The 25962-nt window shown below is 66.0% G+C and carries 24 protein-coding genes; 19 read left to right on the top strand and 5 right to left on the bottom strand.

Annotation, left to right across the window (positions count from 1 at the left end):
• Positions 1-166: 166 nt before the first annotated feature.
• The 4 genes from QOC76_RS01845 to cysN are packed head-to-tail and all read left to right on the top strand — an operon-like array spanning position 167 to position 5137.
• Positions 167-1552, top strand: a complete 1386-nt coding sequence (locus QOC76_RS01845; RefSeq protein WP_526353563.1) for a sulfatase family protein — start codon at positions 167-169, stop codon at positions 1550-1552.
• 8 nt (positions 1553-1560) lie between these two features.
• Entirely contained in the window at positions 1561-2358 is a 798-nt protein-coding gene (stf0, locus tag QOC76_RS01840; RefSeq protein WP_526353558.1) for a trehalose 2-sulfotransferase, read from the top strand.
• Positions 2355-3281 carry a sulfate adenylyltransferase subunit CysD gene (cysD, locus tag QOC76_RS01835; protein ID WP_526353556.1) on the top strand — a complete coding sequence of 309 codons (927 nt, stop codon included), beginning with the start codon at positions 2355-2357 and terminating at the stop codon, positions 3279-3281. The genes stf0 and cysD overlap by 4 nt, the downstream gene beginning before the upstream one ends.
• A complete protein-coding gene (gene cysN, locus QOC76_RS01830) occupies positions 3281-5137 on the top strand; it encodes a sulfate adenylyltransferase subunit CysN (RefSeq protein ID WP_526353554.1) in 1857 nt (618 codons plus the stop codon). Before cysD ends, cysN begins: the two co-directional genes overlap by 1 nt.
• Here the strand turns inward: cysN and QOC76_RS01825 are convergent.
• Entirely contained in the window at positions 5134-5898 is a 765-nt protein-coding gene (locus tag QOC76_RS01825) for a trans-aconitate 2-methyltransferase (RefSeq protein ID WP_526353552.1), read from the bottom strand. The genes cysN and QOC76_RS01825 overlap by 4 nt on opposite strands.
• 90 nt (positions 5899-5988) lie before the next feature.
• Between QOC76_RS01825 and QOC76_RS01820 the strand changes: the two genes are divergently transcribed.
• On the top strand, positions 5989-7827 hold the full coding sequence (locus QOC76_RS01820) for an ArnT family glycosyltransferase (RefSeq protein WP_526353550.1): 1839 nt from the start codon (positions 5989-5991) through the stop codon (positions 7825-7827).
• 10 nt (positions 7828-7837) lie between these two features.
• Entirely contained in the window at positions 7838-9046 is a 1209-nt protein-coding gene (locus tag QOC76_RS01815) for an alpha/beta hydrolase family protein (RefSeq protein WP_526353548.1), read from the top strand.
• 6 nt (positions 9047-9052) lie between these two features.
• On the opposite strand, the gene QOC76_RS01810 is transcribed toward QOC76_RS01815, so the two are convergent.
• Positions 9053-9946 carry a class I SAM-dependent methyltransferase gene (locus tag QOC76_RS01810; RefSeq protein WP_526353546.1) on the bottom strand — a complete coding sequence of 298 codons (894 nt, stop codon included), beginning with the start codon at positions 9944-9946 and terminating at the stop codon, positions 9053-9055.
• 42 nt (positions 9947-9988) lie between these two features.
• Positions 9989-10843 carry an oxygenase MpaB family protein gene (locus tag QOC76_RS01805; RefSeq protein WP_526353544.1) on the bottom strand — a complete coding sequence of 285 codons (855 nt, stop codon included), beginning with the start codon at positions 10841-10843 and terminating at the stop codon, positions 9989-9991.
• 83 nt (positions 10844-10926) lie between these two features.
• Here QOC76_RS01805 and QOC76_RS01800 point away from each other — a divergent pair, with 83 nt between their 5' ends.
• Positions 10927-11556, top strand: coding sequence for a TetR/AcrR family transcriptional regulator (locus tag QOC76_RS01800; protein WP_526353542.1), 630 nt, complete (start codon positions 10927-10929; stop codon positions 11554-11556).
• On the opposite strand, the gene QOC76_RS01795 is transcribed toward QOC76_RS01800, so the two are convergent.
• Positions 11553-12131 (bottom strand): VOC family protein, encoded by a 579-nt coding sequence (locus tag QOC76_RS01795; RefSeq protein ID WP_526353540.1) that lies wholly within the window; start codon positions 12129-12131, stop codon positions 11553-11555. The two genes, QOC76_RS01800 and QOC76_RS01795, sit on opposite strands and share 4 nt — an antisense overlap.
• Before the next feature lie 111 nt (positions 12132-12242).
• Between QOC76_RS01795 and QOC76_RS01790 the strand changes: the two genes are divergently transcribed.
• The 9 genes from QOC76_RS01790 (at position 12243) to QOC76_RS01750 (ending at position 21207) form a co-directional block, all read left to right on the top strand.
• Entirely contained in the window at positions 12243-12467 is a 225-nt protein-coding gene (locus QOC76_RS01790) for a TetR family transcriptional regulator (protein WP_526353538.1), read from the top strand.
• On the top strand, positions 12464-13603 hold the full coding sequence (locus QOC76_RS01785) for an alpha/beta hydrolase (protein WP_526353536.1): 1140 nt from the start codon (positions 12464-12466) through the stop codon (positions 13601-13603). The genes QOC76_RS01790 and QOC76_RS01785 overlap by 4 nt, the downstream gene beginning before the upstream one ends.
• Positions 13579-14577 carry a 2-hydroxyacid dehydrogenase gene (locus QOC76_RS01780; protein ID WP_526353534.1) on the top strand — a complete coding sequence of 333 codons (999 nt, stop codon included), beginning with the start codon at positions 13579-13581 and terminating at the stop codon, positions 14575-14577. The genes QOC76_RS01785 and QOC76_RS01780 overlap by 25 nt, the downstream gene beginning before the upstream one ends.
• Before the next feature lie 41 nt (positions 14578-14618).
• Positions 14619-16853 carry an acyl-CoA dehydrogenase family protein gene (locus QOC76_RS01775; protein ID WP_526353531.1) on the top strand — a complete coding sequence of 745 codons (2235 nt, stop codon included), beginning with the start codon at positions 14619-14621 and terminating at the stop codon, positions 16851-16853.
• A 9-nt stretch (positions 16854-16862) separates the two neighbouring features.
• Positions 16863-17801, top strand: a complete 939-nt coding sequence (locus tag QOC76_RS01770; protein WP_526353529.1) for a LysR family transcriptional regulator — start codon at positions 16863-16865, stop codon at positions 17799-17801.
• A 136-nt stretch (positions 17802-17937) separates the two neighbouring features.
• A complete protein-coding gene (locus QOC76_RS01765; RefSeq protein ID WP_526353527.1) occupies positions 17938-19440 on the top strand; it encodes an amino acid permease in 1503 nt (500 codons plus the stop codon).
• Positions 19441-19471: 31 nt separating this feature from the next.
• A complete protein-coding gene (locus QOC76_RS01760) occupies positions 19472-20488 on the top strand; it encodes an aminotransferase class IV (RefSeq protein WP_526353525.1) in 1017 nt (338 codons plus the stop codon).
• Between the two features lie 120 nt (positions 20489-20608).
• The gene (locus QOC76_RS01755; RefSeq protein ID WP_526353523.1) at positions 20609-20884 is read left to right on the top strand and encodes a hypothetical protein; all 276 of its coding nucleotides are present in this window, start codon (positions 20609-20611) and stop codon (positions 20882-20884) included.
• Complete coding sequence (locus QOC76_RS01750) at positions 20884-21207, top strand: hypothetical protein (RefSeq protein ID WP_526353521.1); 324 nt, start codon at positions 20884-20886, stop codon at positions 21205-21207. Before QOC76_RS01755 ends, QOC76_RS01750 begins: the two co-directional genes overlap by 1 nt.
• 470 nt (positions 21208-21677) lie before the next feature.
• Here QOC76_RS01750 and fadD2 read toward each other — a convergent pair whose 3' ends face one another.
• Positions 21678-23420 carry a long-chain-fatty-acid--CoA ligase FadD2 gene (gene fadD2, locus QOC76_RS01745; protein WP_526353519.1) on the bottom strand — a complete coding sequence of 581 codons (1743 nt, stop codon included), beginning with the start codon at positions 23418-23420 and terminating at the stop codon, positions 21678-21680.
• Positions 23421-23485: 65 nt separating this feature from the next.
• Here fadD2 and QOC76_RS01740 point away from each other — a divergent pair, with 65 nt between their 5' ends.
• The 3 genes from QOC76_RS01740 to QOC76_RS01730 all read left to right on the top strand — a co-directional run.
• Positions 23486-24754 (top strand): DNA polymerase domain-containing protein, encoded by a 1269-nt coding sequence (locus QOC76_RS01740; protein WP_526353517.1) that lies wholly within the window; start codon positions 23486-23488, stop codon positions 24752-24754.
• Positions 24755-24837: 83 nt separating this feature from the next.
• Complete coding sequence (locus QOC76_RS01735; RefSeq protein WP_526353561.1) at positions 24838-25251, top strand: STAS domain-containing protein; 414 nt, start codon at positions 24838-24840, stop codon at positions 25249-25251.
• 170 nt (positions 25252-25421) lie between these two features.
• A partial coding sequence (locus tag QOC76_RS01730; RefSeq protein WP_526353515.1) for a GAP family protein occupies positions 25422-25962 on the top strand: 541 nt, incomplete at its 3' end.

Below are 25962 nucleotides of genomic sequence, written 5' to 3'. Positions count from 1 at the left end.
CCGTGTCAACAAACGCGCACTCTCAAATGAGGCAACCAGGGGTCCTACGCGCGCATCTTGACATGAGGCAACACGCACCTGTGGATGAACTCGCGACTGTGGATAACTTTTAGTGAGCAAAACGGTTGCCGAACCGTCCAGCAACCGGTTCCGTTTACCGACGACCATGGAAGGACATGCCGTGACCGACCCCCGCAGGGCCAACGTGCTGATCGTGCACTGGCACGATCTCGGCCGTTATCTCGGCGTCTACGGCCACCCAGACGTGTCCAGCCCACGGCTCGACCAACTCGCCGCCGAGGGCATTTTGTTCACCCGCGCACACGCCACCGCGCCGTTGTGCTCCCCGTCGCGCGGGTCGCTGTTCACCGGTCGCTATCCGCAGAGCAACGGTCTGCTCGGGCTGGCCCACCACGGCTGGGAGTACCGCGCCGACGTCCGGACGCTTCCTCACCTTCTTTCGGAACAAGGTTGGTACACGGCACTTTTCGGCATGCAGCATGAGACGTCGTATCCCGCCCGGCTCGGCTTCGACGAGTTCGACGTCTCCAACTCATACTGCGAGTACGTGGTTGACCGTGCGACCGAATGGCTCGACAACGCACCGCAGCAGCCGTTCCTTCTGACGGCCGGCTTCTTCGAAACCCACCGCCCGTATCCGCACGACCGCTACGCGCCCGCGGACCGCACCACCGTCGAGGTGCCGGACTACCTCCCGGACACCGACGCCGTCCGCCAGGACCTGGCCGACTTCTACGGCTCGATCACCGTCGCCGACACCGCCGTCGGGCAGCTACTGGACACCCTGACCGCGACCGGATTGGACCGCACCACCTGGGTGGTGTTCATGACCGACCACGGGCCGGCGCTGCCGCGTGCGAAGTCGACGCTGTACGACGCGGGCACCGGCATCGCGCTGATCGTCCGTCCGCCGTCCGACAGCAGACGCCCACCCCGGGTCTACGACGATCTGTTCAGCGGCGTGGACCTGCTGCCGACCCTGCTCGAGATGCTCGGACTCGACGTTCCGGCCGACGTTGAGGGCATTTCGCACGCCGCTCACCTCCACACTTCGCCGAGCCGTTCCGAGCCTGCGCGCTCGGAGGTGTACACGACGAAGACGTACCACGACTCTTTTGATCCCATCCGGGGCATTCGGACGAAGGAGTACAGCTACGTCGAGAACTATGCGGTCCGAACGCTTCTCGACCTGCCATGGGACATCGCCGACAGTGCGCCGGGACTCGCGGTCGCACCGCTGGCGCAGGAGCCGCGGCCGCAGCGCGAACTGTACGACCTCCTCGAAGATCCCGGCGAGTTGCACAACCTGCTCGGTCCGGATGCGACGGACAAGTCCGAGGCGGTCGCCAATGAACTCGCCCTGCTATTGCACGACTGGCGCCAGAAGACCAACGACGTCATACCGTCCGAGTTCGCGGGTACTCGCATCTCCGAGCGATACACCGAGACGTACCTCCGAATCCACGGCCCGTCGGTGACCAGCAGGTCGGCGATCGCCGCCGACCGCGGCATCGAAGACGAACACAGTTAGGGGATCCGATGGCTGCCTCTGCGTACCTCGTACTCGCATCGCAACGCAGTGGTAGCACCCTGCTCGTCGAATCCCTGCGGGCCACCGGCGTTGCCGGCGAGCCGGGTGAGTTCTTCCAGTACCTGCCGAGCACCAGCCAGTCGCCGCAGCCAAGGCAGTGGTTCGAAGGGGTTGCGGACGAATCGATCCTGCGCCTTCTCGATCCGCTCGACGAAGGCAAGCCGGACCTTGCGCCGCCCGAGATATGGCGTGACTACATCCGGTCGGCGGGACGAACCCCCAACGGCATCTGGGGCGGCAAGCTGATGTGGAACCAGGCCTCGCTTCTGCTTCACCGCGCGGCCGGGTTACCGGACCGCTCCGGCGACGGCCTGCTCTCCGCGATCCGAGATGTCATCGGCACCGATCCGGTGCTCATCTATGTCTACCGTCCTGACGTTGTGTCGCAAGCGGTTTCGTTCTGGCGGGCGGTGCAGACGCGGGTCTGGCGCGGTAGGCCCGACCCGATGAGGGACTCACGCGCCGAGTACCACGCGGGTGCCATCGCCCACGTCATCACCATGCTGCGGGAGCAGGAGAAGGGCTGGCGGGCGTGGTTCGACGAAGAGGGCGTCTCCCCGATGGAGATCTCCTATCCCGTGCTGTGGCGCAACTTGACCTCGGTCGTCGGGACCGTGCTCGACGCGCTGGGACAGGATCCGCGACTGGCGCCAGCGCCGGTCCTCGAACGTCAGGCCGATCAAAGGTCCGACGAATGGGTAGACCGCTACCGTGCCGACGCCGAGAAGGAAGGGCTGCCGACATGACCACTACCACCTCCACCTATGACGCCACCCATGTCGATGAACTGCGCCTGCTCGAAGCGGAGGCGGTGCACATCATTCGCGAGGTTGTCGCCGAGCTGGAACGGCCGGTGCTGCTGTTCTCCGCGGGCAAGGACTCCATCGTGCTTCTGCGGTTGGCGGAGAAGGCCTTTCGGCCGTCGCCACTGCCCTTTCCGGTGATGCATGTCGACACCGGCCACAACTTCGATGAGGTGATCGAGTTCCGCGATCGCAGGGTCACCGGAGAAGGACACAGGTTGATCGTCGCCTCGGTGCAGGAGTCGATCGACAAGGGGCGCGTTCCCGATCCGGGTCCGGGCGCCTCCCGTAACCGACAGCAGACCCGCACGCTGCTAGACGCGCTGGAGGAGGGTGGGTTCGACGCCGCGTTCGGCGGCGCCCGCCGCGACGAGGAACGTGCCCGCGCCAAGGAACGAATCCTCAGCTTCCGCGACGAGTTCGGCCAGTGGGACCCCCGCTCGCAACGCCCTGAGCCGTGGTCGTTGTACAACGGCCGCATCAAAAAGGGCGAGCAGGTCAGGGTCTTCCCGCTCAGCAACTGGACCGAGCTGGATGTCTGGCGCTACATCGAGCTGGAGAATCTCGAGCTGCCGCCGATCTACTTCGCCCATGAGCGCGAGGTGTTCGAGCGCGACGGCATTCTGCTCGCGGTGTCCGAGTACGCCGGGCCCGCGGACGGTGAAACCGCCTCGGTCGAATGGGTGCGCTACCGGACAGTCGGCGACCTGACCATCACCGGCGCGGTGCGGTCGACGGCCACCGACATCGAGCGCGTGATCGAAGAGATCTCCGCGGCCACCGTTTCCGAACGCGGTGAGACCCGTGCCGACGACCGGACGTCGGCTGCCGCCATGGAGGATCGCAAGCGCGAGGGCTACTTCTGATGACACGCCAACTGCTGAGAATCACCACCGCAGGATCTGTCGACGACGGCAAGAGCACATTGATCGGCCGCTTGCTGCACGATACCGACAGCCTTCCGACCGACCATCTGGAAGCCGTGACCGACGAGGAGGGCGTCGCCGATCTGGCCGCGCTGTCCGACGGCCTGCGCGCCGAGCGCGAGCAGGGCATCACCATCGACGTCGCCTACCGCTTCTTCTCGACCGATGCCCGCAGCTACATCCTTGCCGATACGCCGGGACACGAACGCTACACGCGCAACATGTTCACGGGCGCGTCCAATGCACATGTCGCGGTGCTGCTGGTCGACGCCCGCGCGGGCGTCCTGCGCCAAACCCGCAGGCATGCCCGGATCGCAAAACTGTTGGGTATCAACCACTTCGTGGCCACCGTGAACAAGTTCGATCTGGTCGATTTCGACCAAGGCCGCTACCGGGAAGTCGAGGAGGAACTCCACCAGGTGGCGGCGCGACTCGGCGCCGCCGACGTCACCGTCATCCCCATCGCCGCCAAACACGGCGACAACGTCGTGCACCGGTCGGACCGCACACCCTGGTACGAAGGGCCCACGCTGCTGCAGTACCTCGAGAGCGTCGAGCTGTCCGCACCGCAGCCCGAGCCGGGCAAGCTGCGACTGCCGGTGCAGTGGGTGTCGAGGCCGTCGACCGAGCAGCGCAGGCGCTACACCGGCCGCCTGTCGGGGGGCACACTGCAAGTCGGGGACACCGTCGTCAGCCTTCCCGGAGGAACCAGGTCAACTGTCACCGTCGTCGACACCCTCGATGACGACCGCACGACGGCCGTTGCGCCGTTGTCCGTTTCGATCGAGCTCGCCGACGACATCGACGTCGGCCGCGGCGACGTGTTCGTCAGCGGCGCCGACGACGCGGTGCTGCCGGTGGCCGCCCGGGAACTGGATGCCGCGGTGTGCTGGTTCGTCGACCATCCGCTGAGGGCGGGTGACCGGCTCGCGCTCAAGCAAGGCGCCAGAACCGTGCGCGCCACCGTTCAGGGACTGCACACCCGGCTCGACCCGGAGACCCTCGAGGAGCTCGACAACCCGGTTGAGTTGGTGCTCAACGACATCGGCTCGGTCACGCTGCGCACCAGCTCGGTCGTCGTCTCCGACGCCTATACCGAGAACCGGGACAGCGGCGCGTTCATTCTCATCGACGAGACGACCAACGACACCGTCGGCGCAGGCACCATCACCGAGCCACGAGAAGTCAAGCCGGGGGCGCAGGCTCGTAATGACATCCGTTGGCACCCGTCGGCATTGGATCGCTCCCACCGGTGGACGGCCACCGGGCAGCGCGGCGCCACGATCTGGTTCACCGGCCTGCCTGCATCGGGGAAGTCGACGATCGCGGTGGCGGTCGAGCGGGCGTTGGTCGAGTCCGGCGACGTCGCCTACCTGCTCGATGGTGACAACATCCGTCACGGTCTTTCCGACGATCTCGGCTTCTCCGCAGGCGACCGCGCCGAGAACATCCGCCGCGTCGGGCATCTCACCCGACTGTTCGCCGACGCAGGCGTGGTCGCGCTGGCATCGCTGGTGTCGCCGCTGAAGTCCGACCGCGCGATCGCCCGCACCCTCAGCGACGCCGCGAAGCTGCCGTTCATCGAGGTGTACGTGTCGACCTCGCTGGCCGAGTGTGAGAAGCGCGACCCCAAGGGTCTCTACGCGCGGGCGCGCACCGGAGAACTCAAGGGGCTCACCGGCGTCGACGCCCCGTACGAGGCGCCGGAGAATCCCGATCTGGTGCTCGACACGACCGGCGCCGAGATCGACGAGCTGGTCGCGCAGGTTATCGACCTGCTCAACCAGCGACGCTAAGCCACCTGCGCGACAACGAATATCCGCCGGAACGGGTAGAACGTCCGGCCGTCGGGTCGACGTGGATAGGTCTCGTCCAGTATCGGGATGAGCTGCTGGCGGAACTGCTGCCACGCCTCGTCCGACAAGCGCTCGATCACCGGCCGCAGTGCGGTGCCCGACATCCAATCCAGCACTGGATGCTCGCCGGTCAACTCGTGAATGTAGGTGGTCTCCCACGCGTCCACCCGGCAACCCGCGTCGGTGAGTATGCCGGCATACTCGGCGGCCGGGCTGACCCTGTCGCGTTCGGGAAACGCCATGTCGCGCAGTCTGTTCGCGAATGGTTCGCGGCGAGCCACCTCACGCACCGCCTCGTGTGACGGCGTGTTGAAGCTGCCGGGCATCTGCACCGCGATCCACGAACCCGCATCCAGCGCCCCCGCCCATCGGACGAGCAACTCGACGTGCTCGGGCACCCACTGCAGCGTCGCGTTGCTCACCACGACGTCAGTGTCGGGCTTCGGTTCCCACGACCGGACATCGCCGGTCTGCGCGTCCACTCCCCGCTCCCTGGCCGACTCGACCATCTCCGGCGAGCTGTCCCAGGCCTCGATCACCGCGTTCGGCCAGCGTTCGGCGAGGGTGACCGTGAGATTGCCCGGACCGCAACCCAGGTCGGCCACCCGTCGCGGATTCTCGGCGGCCACCCGCGACGTCAGATCGAAGAAGGGCCTGCCGCGGTGGTCGGCGAAGGTCAGGTAGACATCCGGATTCCACATGCGACAAAGTGTCGCATTCCGCCGGTTCACAGGTGGTTCGCAGCGGCGGCCCAGCCCCGCGGCCAGCAACGCACGGCACGGTGTTCTTCCATGACCGCCAACCTCGACAGGCGCATGCAGCTTGTGCTCGCCGCGCTGCTGGTGGCCACCGCGGCGCTGTATCTGTTGAATCTGTCGGCAACCGGCTACGGCAACCTGTTCTACGCCGCCGCGGCGGAGGCCGGTTCGCACAGTTGGTCGGCGTGGTTCTTCGGATCGCTCGACGCGAACAACTTCATCACCGTCGACAAGCCGCCCGCGTCATTGTGGGTGACCGCTCTGTCGGTCCGGTTGTTCGGCATGAACAGCTGGGCGGTGCTCGCGCCCCAGGCGCTGATGGGCGCGGCGTCGGTCGCCGTCCTGTACGCCACGGTGCGCCGGGGGTTCGACGATGCGAGGACGGGAACGGCGGCCGGACTCCTGGCCGGTGCGGCCCTGGCCTGCACACCCGCTGCGGCGTTGATCTTCCGATTCAACAATCCCGACGCACTGCTGGTTCTGGTGTTGACCCTGGCCGGTTACTGCCTGATCCGCGCAATCGAGTCGGCCTCCTGGCGCTGGCTCGCGCTGCTCGGTGTCGCGATGGGTTTGGCGTTTCTCACCAAGATGGGTGAAGGCTTCCTTCCGCTACCCGCGTTCGCTCTGTCATATCTGTTGTTCGCACCGACGAGCCTGCGTAACCGGCTGGTGCATCTGCTCGGCGCCGCGGCGGCGCTGATCGCGGCGGCGGGCTGGTGGGTGCTGACGGTTCAGCTGGTTCCCGCGACGGCGCGGCCCTACATCGGCGGATCGACGGACAACACCGTGATGCAGCTTGCCGTCGGGTACAACGGCATGGCCCGCATTCTCGGCCGCGACCGAAACCGCGCGGCCAATCTGGCGGTGCCTGCGACCGGGCACGGATGGTCGCGACTGGGCGGCGGCACGGGACTGCGTCGGCTTTTCACCGCCGAGATGGCCAATGAGATCTCCTGGCTGTTGCCTGCCGCGCTGCTGGCCATCGCTTTCGGTTGCTACCTGCTCGCCCGCGGCCGGCTGGGCCGCGGCGAGAAGGCTTTGCTGACGATGTTTGCCGGCTGGCTGCTGGGCAGCGCGCTGGTGTTCAGCTATATGAGTGGCATGGTGCACCCCTACTACACCGTGGCGATGGCACCCGCGGTCGCGGGCCTCGTCGGCATCGGCGCGGTATGGGCGTGGCGAGACCGGGCGAGCTGGGACGGCCGCATCGCGCTCGCCGCGATGATCGTGCTCACCGCAGTCTGGTCGGGGATACTGTTGCACCGCAACCACTTCGGTCCGGTCTGGCTGCCCTGGACCGTCGCTGCGGTTGCGATAGCCGCCGCCGCCGTGGTGCTCGCCCTAGGCGCATACCGGATCGTCACACCGGCCGCCGCGGTGGGCGTGCTGGCCGCGGCCGGCGGTGCGACGGCGTTCTCGATCGCCACCGCCGCCACCCCGCACCAGGGCGCGATTCCGACAGCACTGCAGAAGGGCGTCTTCCAGCTCGGCAATTGGACCGGTGACGAAGCCTCCAATAGCGACCTCGCCGGAGTGCTGGCCAATACGCACACCGAATGGTCGGCCGCCACCAACGGCTCGCAATCAGCTGCCGCGCTGGAGGTGTCGTCGGGTACGCCGGTAATGGCGATCGGCGGGTGGAGTGGCGATCCGGTCCCCACGCTGCAGACGTTCATCGACGACGTCCACAACGGCAAGATCTCCTACTACGTGGAGGCCGGCCGCGGCGGCGCGGCCGGACAGGCGGGCCGCGGCGAGGTGATCTACGGGCGCAGCCGCAGCGCTGCGCACACCCGCGAGATCGCCGAATGGGTGATCAACCACTATCAGGGCACCATCATCGGCGAATCGACGGTCTACCGCCTGACGTAGCATCGGGCCGGTGTCCAGTACCGAGCCGCCCGATGCCGCGCCGGCTGATCCGCCGATCCCCGTCCCCGACGTCCCCGGCGCCGACGCAGGAGCGCGCGGGCTGCCGCGGCGCGTGGATCTCACGCTGCGCCAGCGACTGATCGTCGATACCTCAGCAATCGCCGACCTCGGCCTGCGCACCGCACTGGCGTCGGTGGTCGGCGCGGCGATGGTGCCCCAGATGGCGTTGGCAGCACTCAACGGATCCAACGCCAAGGAGCAGCGCGATGCGCTGCGGTTCTACGCCGAGCTGGGTGCGGTCAAGGACGCCGGACTGTCGTTCCCCACCCCGACCGAGGTGCCGCGAATCTCCTCACGCCCGGCGAACCCCATCGCGGAATGGACGGCCAACGGCCGCGTGCACAACATCCGCTTCAACAGCAGCTTCCAGGCCGTCAATCCGGCCATGCGCGACCGGTGCGGGTCGTATGCACGCAACAACGTGGTGCACGCCCAGCACTGGCGCCACGACGACGGCCCTCGTCCCACGCTGTGCGTGATCCACGGGTTCATGGGTTCGGCGTACCTGTTCAACGGGTTGTTCTTCTCGCTGCCGTGGTTCTACCGCTCCGGGTACGACATCATGCTTTACACGCTGCCGTTCCACGGTCGCCGGGCCGAGAAGTACTCTCCGTACAGCGGATACGGGTTGTTCGCCAACGGATTCGCCGGGTTCGCCGAGGCTATGGCGCAAGCCGTCCACGACTTCCGCTCGCTGATCGACTATCTGGAGTTCACCGGAGTCGACCGCGTCGCACTGACCGGAATGTCGTTGGGCGGCTACACCTCCGCATTGATCGCCTGCGCCGACGACCGCATCGAAGCCGTGATCCCGAACGTTCCGGTCGTCATGCCCGAGAAGCTGATCGACGAGTGGTGGCCGGCGAACATGCTGGCGGCGCTGGGCGATCGGCTGACCGACAACGACGACGAACTGTCAACGGCCGCAGCGATGTTCCACTCGCCGCTGAACTATCCGGCGCTGGTGCCGAAGAACCGGCGGCTGATCATCGCAGGCCTCGGCGACCGGCTCGCGCCACCGCAGCAGGCCGAGGCACTGTGGGAGCACTGGGACCGCTGTGCGTTCCACTGGTTCCCCGGCAATCACATCCTGCACGTCAGTCAGCCGGACTACCTGCGCAGGATGACGCGGTTCATGCGCGACTTCATGTTCAGCTAGGCCGCGTCACGCCTTGACCGCGCTGACCAGCGAAATGGACCTAAACATCGGTCCCGCTTCGGAGTCGGGGTCCGGAAGGGGTCGAGCGATCTGTCGGAAGTAGTCCGGTAGGTCGATCGCTGCGCCCTGCCATTCGTTGTCGGTGAACCAGTCGATCGCCGGAGCGTGCTGCTCGTTGTAGATCAGCGTGAAGAACCGATTCCCGTCGTCGGACGCCCGCTCCTCTTCGCGTGCCGCCTTGAACAGCTCCTCGCTGAAGGGCTTCCCGTCGTCGACCGCGACGTGGCTGCCCCGCACCGTCAAGTCATGAATGCCGGTGAAGAGTTCGCCCTGTGCTGCAGCGGGTAGGTACACCAGCAGTCCCTCGACCACCCAGGCCGACGGCGTCGAGGGGTCGAATCCGCTCTGCCGGAGTGCCTGCGGCCAGTCACCGCGCAGGTCGACGGCTATCTCACGGCGTTCGGCCGTTGGCGCTTCACCGCGGCGCGTCAGCACGTCTCGCTTGAAGTCCAGCACCTGCGGCTGATCCAACTCGAAGACGACCGTGCCGTCCGGCCACGCCAGTCGGTAGGCACGTGAGTCCAGCCCGGCCGCCGGAATCACGACCTGGCGCACGCCCGCGTCGGCGGCGGCATAGAAGTAATCGTCGAAGTACTTGGTGCGGGCGGCCTGGTAGTTGACGAAGTGCCTGCCGAACTCGGACATCAGCTTGTTGTCCGGCGCCCTGCCGTCGAGGACGTCCGCCCACTCGCCGCCGACCGCCCTGCAGAAGATCTCGGCGTAAGGGTCTACCACCAGCGGTTCGGGCTTGTTCGCCTCCAACGCCCGAGAGGCCGCGACGAACAGCGCGGTCGCGCCGACGCTCGATGTGATGTCCCAGGTGTCGTTGTCGGTGCGCATACATCCGGTTGTACGCGTGCAATCTGACAAACCGCTGAAGTGCTAGACGAGTGGGCGTCCTGTCCGGATCCGCCGGTCGAGATCCTTGCGCATCCAGTTGAACGGGAACTCACGGATGAAGCCCGGCAACATGTCGTTTACGAACCGGATGCGCTTCATCAACCGATCGAAGCGGCGCTGTTTGATGTCGTCCCATTCCAGGCGCATCTCGTCGCGGAAACGTTGCGGCAGAAACCCTGTCGTGATCAGGAGGTTGAAGTCGTCGAGTTTGCGCTGCACCGCTGCGGGAATCTTTGCTCCACGCACCCGGCCCGCCGCGATCGGCCAGAGGAAGTCTCGGACTCGGTCGTCGATGTGCACCTTGTCCATTGACTCGTCCCAGTAACGGTCGAACGCCGCCTGGTCCGCGGGCCACATCTCGCGAGGAACCTGCAGCATCGTCCCGAGCGCGATGCCCTCGGAGAACAGTTGCGCGGCCGCGGCGTCGTCGACCTCGCCGACGAAGATCTTGTGGATGTCGATGATGCCCTTGTACATGCAGGCTCCGACCCACATCTGGAGCTCGGGGTCGAACGCGTTGTAGGACATCGGGCTTTCCTCAGTCGAATACACCTGCGCGTGCGCACCATTGACTGCCCGCCGGAACGCCGCCTGCTGCTCGGCCGTGCCCTGCGCCGAGACAGCGAGATATGTGAATGTGGTGCGGGCCCGCTTGATCGGGTGGCGGTCGATGCGGCCGCTCTCGACCCGGCTTTCCACCACGCCGTAGCCGACGCCGGGTCGCGCGAGTTGCATGACGACGTTCGCCGCCCCGGCCAGCAGGCCGACACCCATCATCCCGCCGACGGCTTCTGTGCGGCGGCCGAAGAGCGGACGGCGAATCTCACCGATCGTCATTGCTCACCTTGCCCCGAACTCGAAACTGATAACGGCTGTTCTCAGATTCTGGCGGGCCACTGGGCGGGTGTCAAGGTGCCAAGATGGGGACCGTGGCTCAAGTTCGCCCGTATCGCGGCGTCGAAGCGGCCGACCGGCTGGCAGATCGCCGCTCCCGCCTGCTGCAGGCCGGTCTGGACATTCTCGGTTCGAGGGCGGATCCATCGGATCTGACCGTGCGCGGAATCTGCAGGCAGGCCGGGGTGACGGCACGCTACTTCTATGAGAGCTTCACCGACAAGGACGAGCTGGTCGCCGCGGTATACGACTGGGTGATCGCCGACATCGCCGCAGGCACTCAGGCCGCCGTGGCGGCTGCGCCGCCGAGGACCGAGAACCGGGCGGCCATGGCCAACATCGTGCAGACCATCGCCGAAGACCCGCGCATCGGACGACTGCTGTTCAATTCGGAATTGGCCAACCCGGTGCTGGTACGCAAGCGCAGGGAGGCGGGTGGCTTGCTCACCACGCTCTACGGCCGCGATGTCGGGAGCGCGCTCGGTGTGCAACAGAGCGAGCGCAGCAAGGCGACTGCCCATTTCGCCGTAGCAGGCGTCGCACAGACGATCAGCGCGTGGTTGGACGGCGACGTCGAACTCGAGGCCGGAGAACTAGTCGACCAACTGACGGCCATTCTGGACGCATTGACCGACCCGAAGCTGTACCGGGATTAGCCGGCGGTCACAGGCTGCCGTCGGTCGGCCGCGGTCTTGGGCGTCGCCTTTGTGTCGGCCTCGCTGAATTCCTTCACCCAGCAGGCGAATTCGAGCGTTATGCCGTCGGGGTCGTGGAAATAGAACGACCGCACGTAGACGCCCGGATGCACGGTCGGCGAGACCTGCACCTCGCTCTCGTCATGGTTGAGCACCGGGCCGACGCGCACGCCCTTGTCCTTCAGCCGCTGCCGGTAGTCGTCGAACTTCTCGGCGGGTACGTGAAACGCCAGGTGGTTCATCGAGCTGACCGAGCTGGTTATCTCGCCGATACCTGGGATGGCGGCGGGCGAGGAGATGCCGGGCACCCGATCCGCGGCGTCGGCGAACCAGAAGAACGCCACACAGTCACCGCTGCCCGCGTCGAAGAAGAAGTGCTGGCCCATGCCGCCCGGCAGGTCGAGCGATTTGATCAGCGGCATGCCCAGAACACCCGAGTAGAAGTCGACCGTCTTCTGCATGTCCGAACACACCAGCGCGACGTGGTTGATCCCGCCGAGTTGGAACTCGGAATTCTGATTGTCGGGCTTGATCATTGTCGCCTCCCCTCGAGCCGACTACGCGAATCCTCTGTCAGGAGGCAAATCTGAATCTAACATCAGGTTGGGGTGCGATCAACGTCCGTTCAGCCAGGAGCGAGGGGGGTCGTGAGGGTCAGTCCGCGCGAGCAGATGCCTGCCGCCCGGGGTCGCCGGGCGCAGCCGGCGACGGATACCGCGGCGCGAGCTGCCGTCGCGCGCAACAGAATTCTGGCAACCACGATCTTGGATATCGCCGGCGAAGCAGGTATGTCGACCGCTTCGTTCTACAGCTACCACGGCTCAATGGAGTCGACCGTCCGCGAGTGCCACGAGGAGACCGGACCGACATGACCAGGACACCGTCCTCCGACACACCGGGAGTGATGCGCGAGTTCATCGGGTTGGACTCCCCCACCGCGCGGCGGGCCGGCTCGGGCGGCCATCCCTGCCAGGGCCTGTATCACCGCGGAGTGGGGCGCAAGCCCAAGGTGGCGATGATCGCCGTCCACTATCAGATCGACTTCTCCGAGCACTATCTCGCCGACTACATGGCCACCCGCGGCGTCGGCTTCCTGGGCTGGAACACCCGGTTCCGGGGCTTCGAGAGCAGCTTCATGCTGGACCACGCGCTTGTCGACATCGGTGTAGGCGTCCGCTGGTTGCGCGAGGTCCAGGGGGTGGAAGCAATTGTGCTGCTGGGGAACTCCGGCGGTGGCTCATTGATGGCCGCCTATCAGGCGCAGGCCGTGGATCCCCACGTCACGCCTCTGGAGGGCATGCGTCCGGCAGCAGGCCTCACCGAGCTACCTCCGGCCGACGGGTACGTCGCCAGCGCGGCACATCCCGGTCGTCCCGACGTTCTGACCGCGTGGATGGACGCGTCGGTTCTGGACGAGAACGATCCAATCTCAACCGATTCCGATCTAGACCTGTTCGACCCGGCGAACGGGCCACCCTACAGCGAGGACTTCGTCAGCCGCTATCGGTCAGCGCAGGTGGCCCGCAACAACGCGATCACCGACTGGGCCGAACGCGAGCTCAAGCGCGTGCGCGCCGCGGGCTTCTCCGACCGCCCGTTCACCGTCCTGCGTACCTGGGCGGACCCCCGGATGGTCGATCCGACACTGGAACCCACGAAGCGGCCCGCCAACATGTGTTACGTCGGCGAACCGGTCAAGGCCAACCGATCGGCGCACGGAATCGCCGCCGCGTCGACGCTGCGCAGCTGGCTCGGCATGTGGAGCCTGCGACACGCGCAGACGCGCGCCGAACCGCACCTGGCACGCATCGACTGCCCCGCCCTGGTGATCAACGCCGAACAGGACACCGGCGTCTATCCATCCGACGCCCAGCGCATCCATGACGCACTCAAGAGTCAAGACAAGACGCAGTACTCCGTCGACACCGACCATTACTTCACCACGCCGGGAGCGCGCAGCGAGAAAGCCGATACGATCGCCAAGTGGATCGCGAGGCGGTGGCGCTAGCTGCCGACTCGTCGCGCGAGCGCTCGTCGGTGAGTGTCCTGGCCCATTTCGTTCCCGGCGCCAAGGTTCTGGAGTTCGTTGCGCCAGAAGCTGATTGGCTCGACGTGCGGTATTGCGCCGAGGACGACGACGACACCTTCTATCGCGAACTGCCGCAAGCCGAGGTGATCTGGCATGTGCTGCGGCCACTGTCGGCGGCCGATCTCGAGCAGGCGTCGAGGTGCAGGCTGGTGCACAAGCTCGGCGCGGGCGTCAACACCATCGACGTCGAAGCGGCATCGCGGCTCGGCATAGCGGTGGCCAACATGCCCGGCGCCAACGCCGCGTCGGTTGCCGAAGGCGCCGTCCTGCTGACGCTTGCGGCACTTCGCCGACTACCCGAACTCGACCGGGCCACCCGCGCGGGGACCGGCTGGCCGTCGGATCCGAGCCTCGGTGAAACCGTGCGCGACATTGGCGGCTGCACCGTCGGGTTGGTCGGCTACGGCAACATCGCCAAACGTGTCGAGACCATCGTGGCCGCAATGGGTGCCGACGTCCTGCACACCAGCACCGCCGAGGACGGCCATCCCGGCTGGCGGCCGCTGCCTGACCTGCTGGCCGCAGCCGACATCGTGTCGCTGCACCTCCCGCTGACCGCATCGACGTCGAACCTCTTGGATGCTTCGGCACTTGCCCTGATGAAGCCGAGTGCGATCATCGTCAACACCTCTCGCGGACCCATCATCGACGAAGACGCTCTCGTCGAGGCGTTGCGAGGAGGTCGGCTGGCGGCGGCGGGACTCGACGTCTTCGCCGTCGAACCGGTACCCGCCGACAACCCGTTGTTGGCCCTCGACAACGTCGTGCTGACACCGCACGTCACCTGGTACACCGTCGACACCATGCGCAGATACCTGGCCGAAGCGGTCGACAACTGCCGCCGGATCCGCGACGGGCGGGACCTTCGAAACGTCGTCAACTCACCCGAGTAGTCTCGTCCCAACCGACCGGTTATTAGGGAAGGCACTTCGGCATGCCCATCGCAGTCAATTCTGAGCACAACGACCTGGCCGATTCGGTTCGATCCTTCGTGGCGCGGGTGGCGCCATCGGATGTTCTGCACGAGGCCCTCGAAACGCCGATCCCGAACCCTCCGCCCTACTGGAAGGCTGCCGCCGAACAAGGCCTGCACGGCGTCCACCTGTCCGAAGCCGTTGGCGGACAAGGGTTCGGAATCCTCGAACTCGCGATCGTGCTCGCCGAGTTCGGCTATGGGGCGGTACCCGGGCCCTTTGTGCCGTCCGCCATCGCCAGCGCGCTGATATCGGCACACGATCCCGAGGCCCCGCTGCTCAGCGACCTGGCCTCCGGCGCAGTGATCGCTGCGTACGCCATCGACTCCGGGCTCACCGCCACCCGGCAGGGCGACGGCCTCGTCATTCGCGGCGAGGTACGGGCAGTACCCGCGGCAGCGCAGGCCGCGATCCTGGTGCTGCCGGTGGCCGGCCTGGATGGGGGGACCAGCGGCTACGAATGGGTGGTGCTCGACGCCGGTCAACTGGAGATCGAACCCGTCCGAAGTGTCGACCCGCTGCGACCGCTCGCGCACGTCCGCGCGAACGCGGTCGAGGTCGGCGAGGACCGGGTGTTGAGCAACCTGAGCCGCGAACTGGCCCGCGCGCTGATATCGACGCTGCTGTCCGCCGAAGCGGTCGGCGTCTCGCGGTGGGCCACGGACACCGCATCGGCCTACGCCAAGATCCGCGAGCAGTTCGGCAGGCCGATCGGACAGTTCCAGGCCATCAAGCACAAGTGCGCGGAGATGATCGCCGACACCGAACGCGCGACGGCCGCGGTGTGGGATGCCGCCCGCGCGATCGACGAGTCTTCCGCGCACGTGAGGAGCGACAACGACCCCGAAAGCGATTCGGATGAAAGCGCTTTCGAGTTCGCGGCCGCGGTGGCGGCAACTCTGGCCCCTGTCGCGGCGCAGCGCTGCACCCAGGACTGCATTCAGGTGCACGGCGGCATCGGCTTCACGTGGGAACACGACTGCAACGTGTACTACCGCCGCGCCCTTGTGCTGGCGGCCTGCTTCGGCCGCGCCGCCGACTACCCGCAACAGGTCGTCGACATCGCCACCACCACCGGGATGCGCAAGCTCGACATCGATCTGGACCCGGACACCGAGAAGCTGCGCGAGGAGATTCGTGCGGAGGTGGCCGCGCTCAAGACACTTCCCAGCGGCGCCGAGCGCAACGCCGCGATCGCAGAAGGCGGCTGGGTGCAGCCGCATCTGCCGAAGCCGTGGGGTCGCGCCTCCGACCCCATCGAGCAGATCATCATCGCCCAGGAGTTCTCGAGTGGCATGGTGAAGCGCCCGCAGATGGGCATCGCGGCGTGGATCATTCCGTCGATCGTCGCGTTCGGCACCGACGAGCAGCAGCAGAGATTTCTACCGCCGACGTTCCGCGGCGAAATGATCTGGTGTCAGCTCTTTTCGGAGCCGGGCGCCGGCTCCGACCTGGCCAGCCTGTCCACCAAGGCCACCAAGGTCGACGGTGGCTGGCGCATCACCGGCCAGAAGATCTGGACCACCGCGGCGCAGTTCTCGCAATGGGGTGCGCTGCTCGCACGGACGGACCCCAGCGCACCCAAGCACAACGGCATCACCTACTTCCTGCTCGACATGAACAGCGAAGGCATCGAGGTGAAGCCGCTGCGCGAGCTCACCGGCAACACGATGTTCAACACCGTCTTCATCGACGACGTGTTCGTTCCCGACGAGTACGTGCTCGGCGACCCGGATCGCGGCTGGGAGGTCAGCCGCAACACGCTTACCGCAGAGCGGGTCTCGATCGGCAACACCGAGCCGCCGGGCATGGCGAGCCTGGCTGGTCTGGTGGATTTCGTACGCGACGGCCAGTTCGACCAGATCGCGCAGAACCAGGCCGGGCGGCTGATCGCCGAGGGGCACGCCGCCAAGATCCTGAACATGCGCTCGACCCTGCTGACGCTGGCAGGCAGCGATCCGATGCCCGCCGCCGCGATCAGCAAGCTGCTGTCCATGCGGACGGGCCAGGGCTACGCCGAGTTCGCGGTGTCCTCCTTCGGCACCGACGGCGCAGTCGGCGATCTCGGATCACTGCCGGGCACGTGGGCCGAGCACCTGTTGTACAGCCGCGCCACCACGATTTACGGTGGCACGTCGGAGGTGCAGCTCAACATCATCGCCGAGCGGCTGTTGGGGCTGCCCCGCGACCCGTAAAGGTAGGAGGTGGGGCGGACGACCACCGACGTGACGCTGCGCCAACTGCGGTATTTCGCCGTGCTCGGCGACGAACTGAACTATCGCCGCGCCGCCGAGCGGCTGTTCATCACCCAACCCGCACTGTCGACGGCGATAAAGCAGCTCGAGCACCAACTCGGGGTCATGCTCGTCACCCGCAACACGCGCGAGGTCGCGCTGACCGAACTCGGCGCCGAATGGCTGCCCAAGGTGCGCGATGCGCTGCACGGGATCGACGAGGCGGTCGACGATCTGATCGCGCTGTCGGCGCACTACCGGCGCATCCGGCTGGGCTACCTCATCGGAACCGGCGCGGATCTGCTGTTCCGCCTGATCCGCCATTTCGAGGTCGGGCACCCCGAAATCAAACTGGAGCCAAGGGAATTCGACTTCTCGGATCCCACCGCGGGCCTGGCAGACGGAACCACGGAGGTGGCGATCATCCGGCCGCCCGTCGACCTGCCCGAGCACCGGATGTTCATCCTGGACGCCGAGAGCTGGGTCGCCTGCCTGCCGCGGGACCATCGGCTGGCACGGCGATCGGAGTTGACCATCGCCGAATTGCTCGACGAGCCGATCGTGGTCGCACCGAGCACCGCCGGGTGCTGGCGTGACTACTGGATGGCGATGGATGCCCGCGACGGCAAGCCGCCGACGATCGCCGCCGTCGCCGCCACCTACGAAGAGGAGACCACCACCATTGCGCGCGGCCTCGGCATCAGCTTCACCAGCGAGGCCAGCGCCCGCCTGTACGAGCGGCAGGGCATCGTCTACGTGCCGATAACCGACCGGCCGCGCAATTACACCGCGCTCGCGTGGCACCCCGCCGGGCTGTCGCATGAAGCCGCCGAACTCGTCCGTCACGTCCGGGAGGAATGGAGCTTCGGCGAGGGCCAGCCGGTTGAACGGCCCGCGACTTATTACTGATCGCCTTCTCGCTCGGCACGACTCGTCGGCCAGTGATAAACGTTGGTTATCAGTAGATCAGAATTCGGAACTTCCGCTGCCTGCCGGCGCGCGGTTTGCTATCAGCACCGAGTGACCCTTCTGCGCTGGAGAGACCATGACCGACCTCGCCCCACCGACTGACGCGAAAACACCTCCACCTGCGGACTCCGAGGACGAGAAGCTGGCACAGTTCGGCTACACCCAGAAATTGGACCGCTCGGTCGGCCGGCTCGCATCGTTCGCCATCGGATTCGCCACGATAAGCGCCACCACCGCGGTATTCACCGGCTTCGGCGCCGGGTACTTCACCGCGGGCGCGCCCTTTGTCTGGACGCTGCTGATGGCCGGTGCGGTGTTCGTCGTATGGGTGGTGATCGCGGCAGATCTGACGTCGAAGATTCCGCTCGCGGGCTACGCGTACCAGTGGACGAGTCGGATCCACGGCTCGATGCTCGCGTGGTTCACCGGAGTGATGGCGCTCGCCGGATGGGTGTGCGGCATGACCGGAGTCGGATTCATCCTCTCCGGTTATCTGGGCAGCCTGTTCGGCTGGAGCATGAGCCAGAGCGCGCAGATTCTGGTCGCCATCGGCGTGATGGCCGTTTGCATGCTCGTCAACCTCTACGGCGTCCGCTTCGCCACGATGGTCAACAACATCGGTGTCAGCCTCGAGCTGGTCATCACCGTCGGTGCGACGATCCTCGTGGCGATCGTCGCGTTCTCGTCGCCCGAGAACCATCAGCCGATCTCGGTGCTGTTCACCGGCGGCACTTCAGACCAGCACAGCGCCTACATCCTGGCGTGGCTGGCGGCCTCGCTCGGACCTTTCTTCGGGCTGATCGGCGTGGAGGCCAGCGCCGACGTCGCCGAGGAAACGGTGGGCGCACGCCACGTCATCCCTCGCACCATGTTCTACGCGCTGACCACATCGATCATCATCGAGTTCCTGATGTACGTCGTCTACGTGCTGGCCATCAAGGATCAGGACGCCGTCGCGACCGCGTCTTCGGCGCCCATCGAGGAGATCATCACTCAGCAGGTCGGCCCCGTCGTGACGAGAATCGTTGTCGCCGTGGCTCTCACGAACATCATGGCGTGCATCCTGGCCAACATCCTGGTGGCGACCCGGCTCACTTATTCGATGGCCCGTGACAACATGCTGCCGTTCTCTCACGTCTGGCGGCACGTGTCGACGACCAACCGCACCCCCACCTACGCGGTACTCGGATTGTTCGGGCTGTCGACGATCCTGCTGCTGTCCGCGCTGATCAGCGAGAAAGCCTTCTTCCTCATCATCGGGCTGTCGTCACTGGCGGTGTTCGCCACGTACTTCCTGCAGACCGTCGCCCTGCTGATCGGCCATCGCCGCGGCACCATTCCCGCGCCGGAGCCGGGCACGTTCGATCTGGGACGGGCGCGCGTTCCGGTCTACGTCCTGGGGCTCGTCTGTTTCACCCTGGTATGCGCGGCGCTGATCTTCCTGCCGCAGTTCGTCAACAACGGCTACCTCTTCCTCGGCCTGGTGGTACTCGCGGGCCTCTGGGCGGTAACCGGGCTGCGCAAGCGGCTGGCCAACGGTGACGCCGGACCGAACTACGCAAAAACCCACCTGAACTGAATTCGCCTCTCTCACCGAAGGATTACGCAAAATGACAACCCTTGATATCGGCGCAAGCAACTTGGTCGCCGTGGAGCCCGGCGCGATCCGGGAGGACACCCCGCCCGGCTCGGTGATTCAGTACAGCGACTACACGCTGGACACATCGAGTCCGTTCGCGGGCGGGGTGGCCTGGATCGAAGGCGAGTACGTGGCCGCAGAAGAAGCCCGCATCTCGATCTTCGACACCGGCTTCGGGCACTCAGACCTGACCTACACCGTCGCACATGTGTGGCACGGCAACATCTTCCGGCTCGGCGATCACGTCGACCGGCTGCTCGACGGCGCGCACAAGTTGCGGCTCGACGCCGGCTACCCGAAGGACGAGCTGGCTGAGATCACCAAGCGGTGCGTCAGCATGTCGCAGCTGCGGGAGTCGTTCGTCAACCTGACTGTCACGCGCGGTTACGGAAAACGCAAGGGCGAGAAGGATCTTTCCAAGCTCACCCATCAGGTCTACATCTATGCGATCCCCTACCTGTGGGCGTTCCCGCCAAGCGAGCAGATCTTCGGGACGACGGCGATCGTCCCACGGCATGTGCGCCGCGCCGGTCGAAACACCGTCGACCCGACCATCAAGAACTACCAGTGGGGCGACCTGACCGCGGCCAGCTTCGAGGCCAAGGACCGCGGCGCACGCACTGCGATCCTGATGGACTCCGACAACTGCGTCGCCGAGGGGCCGGGCTTCAACGTCTGCATCGTCAAGGACGGGAAGCTTGCCTCGCCGTCCCGAAATGCGCTGCCGGGCATCACCAGAAAGACGGTGTTCGAAATCGCCGACACGATGGGCATCGAGGCCACCCTGCGCGACGTCACCAGCCACGAGCTCTACGACGCCGACGAGTTGATGGCGGTCACCACCGCCGGCGGCGTCACCCCGATCAACTCGCTCGACGGTGAGCCGATCGGCAGCGGCGAACCCGGACCGATGACGGTGAAGATCCGCGACCGGTTCTGGGCGTTGATGGACGAGCCCTCGCCCTTGATCGAGGCGATCGAGTACTGATCGAACGCCCGCACAGCAGGGCCGTCGATGACAGTTCCGCAACGCCATTCTGCCGCTGACGTTGTAGTGGGGGTCTATCCTCGAAATAGATAGCTTCCCAAAGTTGTTGGCGGTGGTGAGATGGAAAATATCCGACAACGAATAGTGCGCCTGATAGTCAGTGCAGCGGCCGCGGCCGCGTTCTTGATCGCAACCCCGGCGCTGTTCAGCGAGACAGTTCCGCAAGCGTCGGCCCAGCCGTGTGTAAACGGCGTCATCCCGTGGAACCCGTACGTCGTGAATTGCAACCTTCCGCCGCGCGGACCCAGGGTGCGCGGCGCCGCTCCCGACGCGGGGGCGATCATCGCGTGCCGGGACCATCCCGGCTGCCTGTCCTGGTACGTCAACGGGCCCTGATGAGCGACTCCCGCGACGTCGAGAAGCGCTGGCACGACCCTGCCGCGCTGCGACACGCGGTTGAGTACGGCATCGGCGTGATCGTGGTGGCTGCCGTCGCGTTCGCGCTCTACGTCGTCGTCGACAAGGGATCGGTCATCCTGGCCGCCACCGTGCCCGCGATCCTGTTCCTCGGCGGCGTCGGCGCCCTCGTGCAGACGTATCGCGTCTGGCGTGTCGGCGGCACCTGGCCGATCTGGCAGGGTGCCGGCTGGTTCCTGCTGACCTTCATGCTGGTGTGTCTGTCGATCCCCTGGTCGGCCGCGACTCTCGCTCCCAAGTGAACCCGTTTCGAGAGACCTACAGCACGCGTCGCCCGGCCTGTTCCCTTGAGAGCAGGCCGGGCGACCGCTAGTGAACCTAGTGCCAGCCCCACAACGGGACATCGTCCCAGTGACCTGGCGGGACATCGTGGAGAGGTCCAGGAAGCTTCTTCAACTGCCCGGGTGGTCCCTGGAAGCCGTCACACGGGAAGCCCCAGCACCCCCAGCCGCCGTGGTCATCTGCCTGCGCTGTACCGGCACCGATGCCTATAGCGGTTAGTCCCATGGCGCCGCTGATTGCCGCTGTTGCGGCTAGTTTCTTCATGTTCATTGCGGTCTCCTTTCCGATGGCGAATGGCGCGGTTCTACGCCAATGCTTTTAGAAAGATGCCCGTCACCTCGTGCCGGCGACGCGGCGCGACCCCCTCATATGAGGGCTACCCGGATGACACGCGTCGCTCAACGCCCTGTGGATCGCCTGTCAGGCGCCGCTACTCGACTTCTGCCTTCTCGTCGTCTCCGCCGACAGCTGCCTTCTCGTCGTCTCCGCCTACGGACATTTCGCGGAGTTCGCGCTTGAGAATCTTGCCGGTCGGGTTGCGCGGCAGTTCCTCGAGGAAGACGACTTCGCGCGGCACCTTGTAGCGGGCCAAATTCTCCTTGACGTAGTTCTTGATCGTGTCCTCGTCGATGCTGGCGCCGTCGGTCTTGACGACGAACGCGCGCAGCCGGTGGCCCCAGTCCTTGTCCTCGACGCCGAGCGCGGTGGCCTCGACGACGTCGGGGTGACCGCTGATGAGGTCCTCGACTTCTGCTGGGAAGACGTTCTCGCCGCCGGACACGATCATCTCGTCGTCGCGGCCGCTGACGTACAGCAGGTTGTGCTCGTCGAAGTATCCGACGTCGCCCGAGGACATCAACCCGTCGATGATCTGCTTGTGACCGCCGCCGGTGTAGCCCTCGAACGGGAAGGTGTTGCCGACGAAGATCCGGCCCACCTCTCCCTGCGGCAGGTCGTTGCCGTTGTCGTCGAGGATCCTGATCTTGACGCCCTTGACGACCGGTCCGACGGTGGCCGGGTTGATCGACAGGTCCTTCGGCCGTGCGATCGTCGCGAACGCGATCTCCGTCGACCCGTACAGGTTGTAGATGACCGGCCCGAGGTCCTTGAGTGCCCGGTTGGCCAGCTCGGCGCCGAGCTGCGAGCCGGACACGAACACGATTCGCAGCGACGACAGGTCCGGCTTCTTCTCCGTCTTCTCCAGCTCGTCGAGGAGCCGGGACAGCATGACTGGAACGACGACCATCGCCGTCGCCTTGGTCTTCTCGATATCGGCGAGCACGGTCGCGGGCTTGAAGCGTCGCCGCAGCACCAACGTCGAGCCCAGAAACATCGCGATCGTGGCGTGCAGGAAGCCCAGCGCGTGGAACATCGGCGCGGGCAGCGAGGTCACCTCGTTGGCCTTGAACGGCACATGTGAGAGCACACCGCCGATCGGCGCCAGCGACGGCGGAGTGCTTCTGTTGGCCCCCTTGGGCGTTCCGGTCGTGCCGCTGGTCAGGATGATGATCGACGAATGTTTCGTCGCCTTCGGCGCCGGCTTGGCGCTGCTGCGCTTGATGAGATCGGCAAGCGTCTCGTCGGTGCTGCCCGAATTGTCGGCGTCGGGGTTGGTGCCAAGCGCGCGCAGCTTGCCCTGCGGCGGATCGGCCTGCGAAACCGCCTTGGTGTACTCGTCGTCGTAGATGATCACATGGGCGTTCTCGCGCTCGGAGACCTCCTTGATCTGTGGCCCGGAGAACTCGCTGTTGAGCAGAATGATGCGGGCGCCGACGCGGGCCGCGCCGTAGAGGGCGATCAAGAACCAGCGATGGTTGCGGGCCAGGATCGCCACCCCGTCGCCGCCTTTGACGCCCATCGCCAGCAGGCCATTGGCGACGGCGTGGGCGGCCTCGTCCAACTCCTTGAACGTGATTTCGCCGTCGTCGTCGACGATCGCGGTCCGGTCCGGGGTGCGTCGGGCGTTCAGCGCGGGGATCATGCCGAACTCGCCCCACCGCCGGATATCGGCAACGAATGCGGCGATGTTCTGCGGCGGCTCCAACTTCAATGCGCCCGCTTCGAACATTTTGAGGGCGTAATGCAGTTCGGCTGCGCCGCGTTCCACATATTGCCCGATGGACTGCTGGATTCTGGCCGCTGCCTGGAAAGGAAGATCGGTGAGCTTCGGCATGGCACCACAATATGTGACGACCGTCGCACCGCGACGGGAAAGTGCTGCGTAACTACCATGGCGGTATGGCCGCAGCCTCATCGAAGGGTGGGCACCTCGAGGTCGACGGCGAGCAGGTGCCGATCACCCATCCCGACAAGGTCATCTTCGGTGACCTCGGCGTCACGAAGCTCGACCTGATGCGCTACTACCTGGCCGTGGCCCCAGGGGCGCTTCGCGGGGTGGCCGAGCGCCCGATGATCCTCAAGCGATTCGTCAAAGGCATCTCCGAAGAGGCCGTCTTCCAGAAGCGCGCACCCGAGAAGAACCGACCCGACTACGTCGATGTCGCCGAGCTCAAATACGCCTCCGGCACGTCGGCGAAGGAGGCGGTCCTTCACAACGCCGCGGGTCTGGTGTGGGCGGTCAACCTCGGCTGTGTCGACCTCAATCCACACCCCGTTCGCGCCGACGACCTCGCGCATCCCGACGAGCTCCGAGTCGATCTCGATCCGATGCCGGGCGTCGACTGGCGTCAGATCATTCACGTCGCGCTCATTGCCCGCGAGGTCCTCGAGGATCACGGACTGACGGCGTGGCCGAAGACGTCGGGGTCGCGTGGCTTCCACATCTACGCGCGCATCGAGCGGCGCTGGCCGTTCAAGTTCGTGCGGCTGGCCGCGCAGACGGTGGCCCGCGAAGTCGCGCGGCGGGCACCGGACCTCGCCACCGCACGGTGGTGGAAAGAAGAACGCGAGGGCGTGTTCGTGGACTTCAACCAGAACGCATTCGACCGCACGGTCGCCTCTGCGTATTCGGTACGGGCCACGCCCGATGCGCGAGTATCGACGCCGCTGCGCTGGGATGAGGTTGCCGACTGCCGCCCGGAGGATTTCACCATCGCGACGGTGCCCGCCCGATTCGACGAGCTCGGCGATCCGTGGGAGGGCATGGACGACGCAGCGGGCAGCCTCGAGGCGTTGCTCGATCTGGCCGACCGGCTCGGGCCTGCCGAGAAGGCGCCGAAGGGCGCCGCGAAAAGCACCCAGAAGGGAACCGGGGGCGGCGCGAGCCGGGTTTCTTCGAAGCCGCTGATCGAGATCGCCCGCACCAAGACCAAGGACGAGGCGATGGCCGCGCTCGACATCTGGCGTGAGAAATATGAGGAAGTGGCTAAGAAACTTAAGGCCGCCGACGTCCTCGTCGACGGAATGCGCGGGCCGAGTTCCATCTGGTACCGCATCAGGATCAACCTGCAGCACGTGCCCGAAGAGCTGCGGCCACCACAGGAAGCGCTGCTCGCGGACTACAGCCCGTGGGAGAACTACTCCGGGGCACAATTGGGCAATCGTTGAGCCGAGTTCGCCGATTCCGGTTCTTAGCAAAGTATTACCGGACGCTCCCCAATGCCTTAGATCAGCGGCATAGCTTTGACCTCATGTACGGAAACCCAGCACTCGACTGCAGCGGCGCACAGATGCGTGCGCAGTGTCGTCAGCTGGCCACCGTGGTGACGGTCAGCGGCGAAGTCAACGAGTCGAACCTCGATGTCATCACTGCCTATGCACGGCGCTTCGTCTTGACGGAGAAGCCCTTCGTTTTGGATATGACCGGCGTGAATTCGTTTACGCCGGAATGCATTTCACTGCTCTACGCCATCGACGAAAACTGCCACAACGCCGGCGTTGATTGGTCGGTCGTTCCCAGCCAACACGTTCATCGGACACTGCGGTTGTTCGGCGAAGGTGAAACGTTCCCGGCCGTCGGCTCCGTCGCCGAGGCGCTTCACGACATCGCCGATCGCATCGGCGAACGTCGTCGCCTGCTACCTCTACTCACCAAGACCGCCTAACAGAAAGGGCGATCACGTGCTCATCGATCTCCGCTGGTTGACGTTCCTGCTCGGCAGGCACACCCCCACACCCACGCCCGCGCGCTAGTCCGCCCGGCTTCTTGCTCGGCGAGCTGGTACCGCTCGCACTTGTTGTCGCACTGTCACCGGTTTCGATAATCCCGGCGGTCGTGCTGGTTCTGCACACCGACCATCCAAGGCCCACAGGCCTGGCCTTCATGACGGGCTGGCTTGTGGGCCTTCTCGTGTTGACGGCCCTCTTCGTCCAGGTGCCGCATGTCATCGACGGGCTCGGCGGGTCTCCACCGTGGATGCCCTTGGTGCGAATCGGGATCGGTGTCCTGCTGATCGCCCTCGCCGTCGGGCGGTGGATGACGCGCAAGCGCACGACCCGCCCGCCCGCCTTGCTCAATAGCCTGAGCAGAATCACGCCCGCCGGCGCGGCGGCGGGCGGCTTCGGGCTGGTGGTGGCCAACCCCAAGGTGCTCGTCATGAATGCCGCCGCGGGCCTGATCATCGGCACGGCCGCAGCGGGCGCAGGCGTGTGGATCGCCGTCGCTCTCTACACCGCCCTGGCCGGCTCGACGGTGATCGCCCCGGTACTCGCCTACGTGGTGGCCGGCGGACGTGTCGATCCACAGCTCGAACGGGTGCGCAACTGGATGCAGCGGGAGCACGCCGCCGTGTCGGCGGTGATTCTGCTCGTGGTCG

Source organism: Mycobacterium sp., from assembly GCF_032159565.1.
Lineage (GTDB): Bacteria > Actinomycetota > Actinomycetes > Mycobacteriales > Mycobacteriaceae > Mycobacterium.
The sequence above is the reverse complement of the archived record's forward strand: the minus strand, read 5'-3'. Positions and strand labels throughout refer to the sequence as shown.